The sequence below is a fragment of the Sphaerospermopsis aphanizomenoides BCCUSP55 genome (assembly GCF_001586785.1).
Lineage (GTDB): Bacteria > Cyanobacteriota > Cyanobacteriia > Cyanobacteriales > Nostocaceae > Sphaerospermopsis_A > Sphaerospermopsis_A aphanizomenoides_A.
This window is the reverse complement of sequence record NZ_LUFH02000080.1, coordinates 22610-29303: the sequence shown is the minus strand read 5'-3', so window position 1 is coordinate 29303 and position 6694 is coordinate 22610. Positions and strand designations below refer to the sequence as shown.

At 37.8% G+C, this 6694-nt stretch carries 5 protein-coding genes; 2 read left to right on the top strand and 3 right to left on the bottom strand.

Annotation, left to right across the window (positions count from 1 at the left end; translation table 11 throughout):
- Nucleotides 1-41 precede the first annotated feature (41 nt).
- Nucleotides 42-1265, bottom strand: a complete 1224-nt coding sequence (locus tag A0J48_RS19090) for a glycoside hydrolase family 10 protein (RefSeq protein WP_200325840.1) — start codon at nucleotides 1263-1265, stop codon at nucleotides 42-44.
- A gap of 500 nt (nucleotides 1266-1765) precedes the next feature.
- Here A0J48_RS19090 and A0J48_RS19085 point away from each other — a divergent pair, with 500 nt between their 5' ends.
- Entirely contained in the window at nucleotides 1766-2146 is a 381-nt protein-coding gene (locus A0J48_RS19085) for a hypothetical protein (RefSeq protein ID WP_200325838.1), read from the top strand.
- A 405-nt stretch (nucleotides 2147-2551) separates the two neighbouring features.
- On the opposite strand, the gene A0J48_RS19080 is transcribed toward A0J48_RS19085, so the two are convergent.
- Both A0J48_RS19080 and A0J48_RS19075 read right to left on the bottom strand, forming a co-directional pair.
- Complete coding sequence (locus A0J48_RS19080; RefSeq protein WP_200325836.1) at nucleotides 2552-3721, bottom strand: PAS domain-containing protein; 1170 nt, start codon at nucleotides 3719-3721, stop codon at nucleotides 2552-2554.
- 624 nt (nucleotides 3722-4345) lie between these two features.
- Entirely contained in the window at nucleotides 4346-5566 is a 1221-nt protein-coding gene (locus A0J48_RS19075) for a glycosyltransferase family 4 protein (RefSeq protein ID WP_200325834.1), read from the bottom strand.
- Nucleotides 5567-5671: 105 nt separating this feature from the next.
- Between A0J48_RS19075 and A0J48_RS19070 the strand changes: the two genes are divergently transcribed.
- Entirely contained in the window at nucleotides 5672-6685 is a 1014-nt protein-coding gene (locus A0J48_RS19070; protein ID WP_200325833.1) for an Npun_R2821/Npun_R2822 family protein, read from the top strand.
- Nucleotides 6686-6694 lie beyond the last annotated feature (9 nt).

The window sequence follows — 6694 nt, the reverse complement described above, 5'->3', positions numbered from 1 at the left end:
CCATCACCCCATCACCCCATCACCCCATCACCCCATCACCCTTACACCCCTGCTTTCCACCCTGCCAGTAAATTGGGATAATTTGCTGGTTTGGGGAAGATTTGTTGGAAACCGGCTTGACGTTCTGGGGCTTTTTCTTGGCTGATGTTCCAGAGGGTTTCATAGAAGAAAAAGGAAACTCCGGCAAATTTGCGTTCGCGTACTTTTTGGACTTGGGTTTTAATTTGTTGCATGGGAACGGAACGATTTTTTAACCCAGTCAAAATGCCAATACTTACAGGAATATGTTTCTGTGCGGCTTTGACTTCTGGGTATTCTAATTCGCTGACAAACACATTTAAATCATTACGATATATCTGCAAAACCAAGTCTTCAATTAATCCCATCCGTTCCCATTTCTGCCAGTCTGCTAAAAAGTATTCATAGGAAAAACGTTGAGGATTGGGGGCAACGGAAACTATACAATTCTTTTTATTGGCTTTAATAGCTGTAAATACCCGCTTCATGAAGTCGGTGATTTTGTTGGCTCTCCAGCGTACCCATTCTGGATCTTTGGGGTTTTTAGATGGTGCTTGACCACGGTGTTCTTTTTTGTAAAGTGCCACTGTGTAGGCATCGTAGCCTAATTCTGATGGCAAGCCGAAATGGTCGTCAAATTGAATACCGTCAATGTCATAATTTTTAACGATTTCTACAATTAAGTCTTGGATAAATTGCTGTACATCTGGACGAAAAGGACTTAGCCAAACGCGATCATGTGTACCTTCTTTGACAATTTTAGTGCCGTTGCTGCGATTGGTTAGCCATTGGGGGCGATTTTTGGCTAAAAGGGAATCAGCAGGAGCCATAAACCCAAATTCAAACCAGGGAATCACCGTTAAACCTTGTTTATGTCCTTCTGTGACAATTTCTTGCAGTATATCTCGTCCTTGTAATCCTGGTGTGGGATCTAAAGATTTACCAATTACTTTAGCTGCTACTTTGCTAGGATAAAGGGTATAACCCCAGTTCCAAACTGTGGGATAAACAGTATTGAAATTGAAATTGTCTAAAGTTTGTAGGGATTTTTGCAAGCGATCGCGCTCAAACAAAACATCACTGTCAATATTTGTTAACCACACTCCCCTTAACTCTGATTTTTGTTCATCAGGAATAGGAGTTTGAGCTTTTAAAGGTAAAGACAACATCATTACAGCTATCATACTCAGGATAAATATAGCTGCAAACAACCCTGATTTCAGACTTTGACGCACATTCCACCTCATATAGTCTTTGATTAAATACTTATCATTAAGGCAGCAGGGGGGCAGGGTGCAGGGGTAGAGAATTTTCCAATTGCTGCACAAACGGCGTAGTCATAACTAATAGACCGGATATGGTATCAGAAATTTTTCCTATTCCCTGTTCCCTATTCCCTGTTCCCTGCACTGACAGATATATAGGAGATTTGATTCGTGAAATCATTTGTGTAGGCAGGCAAGAGGCACTCATGCAAGAGGCAAAAGGGTTTTAGAAGATTTAGGTGTACGGAGTTTTGTTCAAAATTCAAATATTATTCCTATATGAGAACTATTCAAATTGACATCATAATATGAGACTCAGATCACAGCCGAGATGTTGCCTGATAGTTTAGCATTCGGCAGAGATATCTATATATTGGCTCAATGACTTTAGTTTCAACCCGGCATAGTAAAAAAACTGGTTTAAATTTTCCGGATATACAAAAAATTTTGAGTTTATTGTTACACATAATTATGTAAGCACTATGAATATCAAGCTCGACAAATACACTCCAGACAGTCTGGCATCTTTATTTGTCCTTCTGATGGAAGAAGGCATGACACCAAACCAAATAATCGTGGGTATTGTACGTCTGGCGACGGATACCGAAGAACTAGAAGGCACAATTGTATCCGGTGATTGTCTACGTTTTCTGTTGGCAACAATGCCAATAGATACAACTGCACCGGGACTGACAGAGTTTATTGTGTCTTTGGCAAAAGAAGGCGTGACTACCTTGATGTTGTTAGATGCTTTGGGTTTTGCTTGCTATGTTCGCGGTTTATTTGATGCTGCCAATCTAATCCGCTTAACTTATCAGCGATTACAAGCAGACAGAATTATCTCTCAAATGCTGCGCGATTAAAACAAATGATCAATTAGTATTTTTGTGGACTGTGTATGAAAAATGAAAAAATGCTCAACCAGAAAATGGATGAACTGCTCAAAAATGTATATGTTTCCTGTGAGATTTTTAGCCAGTTGTAGTGAAGCTATGGAAAATTTATGGGACTGCGACAACAAATAGGGGTGTTGTACAGTTCTTCATCAACAACTGGCGAGTGGGTTTAAGTTCTGAGGGTTGGCTGCCATCCGTCCCTCGGAAAAATTTTGAACTGTCCCGTTCTTTTTGTTGATATATCCATTAAAACGGCAACGGAAAAATTTTGTCTGCCAAATTGCCAAAACCTCGGATTATTTGGCTCACGTTTGATTTGATTGCATAGATGGGGCGTTGAGGAGCGCCCCTTTTTTTTATACACCCTACACCCTACACCCTCTCCCTATAAATAATATGTTTTTGCTGATCAAAACTAATGATGCCTTGTTGTTGTAATTGACCAAGCAAGCGCGTAATTGTGACTCTGGTGGTGCAACAAGCATTGGCAATATCTTGATGAGTAAGGCGAAAAGCAAGGCGAGTTCCTTGTGGTACTGGTTCGCCAATTTGCTGTTTTAAAAGTTCTAATAAATCAAGTAATCTATCTTCTACTTTTTTCCTAGCAGCGATCGCTAATAAAGATTCTGTTTGTTGTAATCGCTGTTCAATTTTGGGTAACAGAGTATGACTGAGGGAAGGCAAAACCGTCATTTCTGATACATAAATTGATACTATTTCCACATCTGTGATGGCTGTTGCTTGGTAAATTGGTAACGATGTCATCCGAGGGCTAAAAATCATTCCTGGTGTTATTAACCCTGTCAGCACCTCTTCTCCAGTTTCAGAAAATGTACTAAGTTTCACTAAACCCTGAACTACATAAAAAATTAACAACGGATTCAGAGGAATAGTTTCTCCTTTGGAATGTTTATTTTGAGGACGATTCCCAATTAAATCTTTGTAACTCTGAAAGGATGTTGATTTTTCTGGCTGAATCTGAGAAGTTTTCCTGATCGACCAATATAAGATAGTAGGTTGCTGATCCTGATTGAGTCGATATTTCACTGTCAAAGAGGCATCAAAGCAATTGCCATGACGTGGCTTTAAAGGTAATAAAATTTCTCTAGTTTGTGGAGATTTAGATATCTGGATGAGTTCACTATAAAAGTGCTGGTATTGTTCCCGTGGAATGAAGTTAATGATTGGTTTACCAACCAGAAAATTTTGGGAAATGTTGAGTAACTCTGCTGCGGCCTGGTTGGCTTCTTGGATGATACCTTGTTGATTAGTGACTAAATAAGCTTCTGGTGCAAACTCAAACAACTCTCGGTAGTGTTGACGTTCTGTTTCTAGCAAATTATTTGTTTGCAAGAGTTCTTCAGTTTGCTGATACACTTCCTCGGCTGCCAACTGTACTATTTTTGATGTGGTGTAAAGTTCTTTAAAGGCTTGCGGTACTAGATCAGCAGGAAGCCAAGGTAATACATGAGCAGTTTGGTACAAATCTGCTAAATATTGATGTAGTATTTCTGCGCGGCGGAAAAATAATTCTCTGTTCACCTTAAATTCCCGTTTTTGAGTTGCAGAGGTTGATGAAAAAAATGCTACTAATTCCAGTTTGGAACATTAATAGCACTTTTAAAGTTTTTAGTTGTGAGATTGAGTTTATAAAAACCTATTATAAATAGTTTTGATGATTAGTGAATATGTAAATTTACTGTTTATTAGTAAATAAAACTTTAAAAGATATCTAGCTTGATATTTGATAGATTCTAAGTAGATTCTAGGAAAATATGCTAAAAACTCCACAAAGTAATGCGATGAAAGGTTGTTTAATCAGAACGCTGTCATACCCCATCCCGCTATAGAACGGGGAGCGTCAACTTACCCTGTTCCCTACCTCTAGAAGTAATTTTAGGAATCGGGTTTGATTCCTGATTTTTTTTCCTTGTTGTGTTTCTGTTGTTGGCTTTCATGGTGTTTCTGTGCTTCATACCACTCATTCATACAGTATTCTGACCAACAAAAGCAGTATTCATACCAGCAAAAATCGCACAATCCGCAATTTGTTATTTGCTCACTGTTAAAATGAGGTGTGATGCTGTTCCGGGGACAGTGGATGTAATTACGCATGAATTTTCACTCCTGAAATGTTTTAAACTCCGTTTTAAATTGAAACTATAATTACTTCTGATTTAAGCAAATTTCCTCATAACGCTGACCTGCTATTTCCCAGGTAAATTGAGTTTCTACCATTTGTCTAGCGTGAGTAGAAAGTTGATATCGGAGTTCTGGCTGTTCAAACAGTTGAGAAATAGCTGTTACATATTCTCTGGGTTGATTTGCTCTTAATGCTTTTAGCGTTGTTTTTATACCATCTACAGCTAGTCCTTCTAAACCGCGATCGCTCCCTACCACCGGTATACCCGCAGCCATCGCTTCTAGGGTTTTATTTTTGATGCCAAATCCTGTTCGCATGGGTACAACACAGACAGTAGATTTATGTAGATATTCTGCCATTGATGGTACAGAACCCAGGACATTAATTCCTGGTTTTTGTTTGAGTGCTAAAACTTGTGTATCGGGACGAGAACCAACTATATCAAAGGTTGTGTCAGGATAAAGTTTTTGAATTTCTGGTAATACTTCATTGCTGAAAAAACAGACAGCATCAATATTAGCTAAATTATCCATTGCGCCAATAAAAATTATTCGATGTCCTCCTGGATCTGTAGGACGGTTGGGAAAGGAAACTAAATCTACACCATTAGGAATGACGGCAATTTCAGCTTGAGAATTAAACTGTTGCAGTTGTTGTTTATCTTCTGCTGTTGTCACTACAATATTTGAGAATTTAGAACAGTAATTTTGTTCATAGCGACGCAGTAAGGGCAGATTAATTTTGTCTCTGAATTGATTTTGTGATGTGCCGGTTGTTAACTGATTTAAACAAGTTCCATATACAGAACTATGAATATTGACTATGGTTTTTACATAAGTTTGAAAATCAGGACGAATGTAAATTTCGTTAACGCTATGTTCACAAGTAATGACATCACATTTACCAGACTTGACAAAGTTATCAATCCATGATTGCATTGCCAGTGAGTAGCGGTTAAGGACACTTGGTGGTGTCCCTGTCAATAAAAACGTACCTAATCGCTGGATTTTTTTGAGTATTCCTGCTGATGTTCCCATCGCTGAGGGACGTTCAAAAACCACTAAGTTATCTACGCAATCTCTTAAATTTGCAATTTCTAAGTCTGTAACATCAGACTCACGTTGAGTAACTAGGGTGATGCTATGGTTTTGACTGAGATACTTGAGTAAATTAAAGGTTCTGACCTGTGTCCCTCCCCGTGTTGGTGGATAGGGAAAAGTTGAAGATAGCATTAATATTTTCATAAATTTGACAATGAAATTTGGTATTTTACTGTATAAAGTAATAATATATATGACAATGACTTTCAGTAGATACTTGATGTGATCTGAAGATAGAGGATTTGTGAAATGGAATCTTTCGGTATTTACACTCTTGCGAATGATGCTGTATTTGACCAGTTAGTTGCCTTGCTAAATAGCATTGAAGTCAATGTTAACCCAAATATACCTATATGTATTATTCCCTACAATGACCAATTAGACAGAGTTAGGGAAGAAGTCAAGGCTAGGAACAATGTTACTCTGTTTGCAAACAGGGAATCTATTCAACGATGGGATAATTTTGCGGATGAAGTTTGGGCTGTACATCCAGCAGCAAAGCAAGGAAATTCAGCCCGTAATATTTGGTATCGCACCCCTTTATTAAGAAAGATGTGTGCGTTTGATGGCGAGTTTGAAAAATTTGTGTTTTATGATGCTGATAGTTTAGCCATGAACCCTCAGGATAATCTCTTAGATAAATTAAGTAATTACGATTTTATATTTGATGACTGGGAGCATAAAAAATCTAGAGAAGATGCAGCATTAAATTTATCAATTATAGAAAATACAGGTTTGTATAAAGAAGAGGATGTACGTCCTAAGTTGCATTGTTCTAGTTTTTTTGCTTCTAAAAAAGGTATTTTTCAAGAGGATGAATGTGAATTTCTCCAGCAGTTATTAATTGAAAAAGATGAAATTCAATGGGTAGCTAGATGGTGGGATGATGCCTTTTTGTTTAGCTACATGACCTTAAGGTGCAATCGCCCACTATTTAACTTTACACTCAGCCCTAATGGTCAAGAAAGAACTGGTAACTGTGCTAACGCAGATCCTTTTGTGAATATTGATCATGTCCTTTACAATAAAGAAGGTTTAAAACCAATTCATCGCCTGCATTATATGGGTTATTCTTATAGTGATTTTGCTCGTTTATCTCAAGGTGAAGATGTGAATATTTGTTATCGGGATGAATTTCTATACTATCGCTTTCTCAAAGAACCAGAAAAAAAACCAAAACAGTTCAAGAAAGCGGGTATAGCTACAAAAACAAATCGGTTGCTAAATAAAACATTGAAGAAAATCCAACAAATGATCAACTAAAAAAATTAT

Excerpts from the sequence above, each read along its gene's own strand:
- A0J48_RS19090 (WP_200325840.1), bottom strand. The coding sequence starts at position 1,265 with ATGAGGTGGAATGTGCGTCAAAGTCTGAAATCAGGGTTGTTTGCAGCT.
- A0J48_RS19085 (WP_200325838.1), top strand. The coding sequence starts at position 1,766 with ATGAATATCAAGCTCGACAAATACACTCCAGACAGTCTGGCATCTTTA.
- A0J48_RS19075 (WP_200325834.1), bottom strand. The coding sequence starts at position 5,566 with ATGAAAATATTAATGCTATCTTCAACTTTTCCCTATCCACCAACACGG.
- A0J48_RS19070 (WP_200325833.1), top strand. The coding sequence starts at position 5,672 with ATGGAATCTTTCGGTATTTACACTCTTGCGAATGATGCTGTATTTGAC.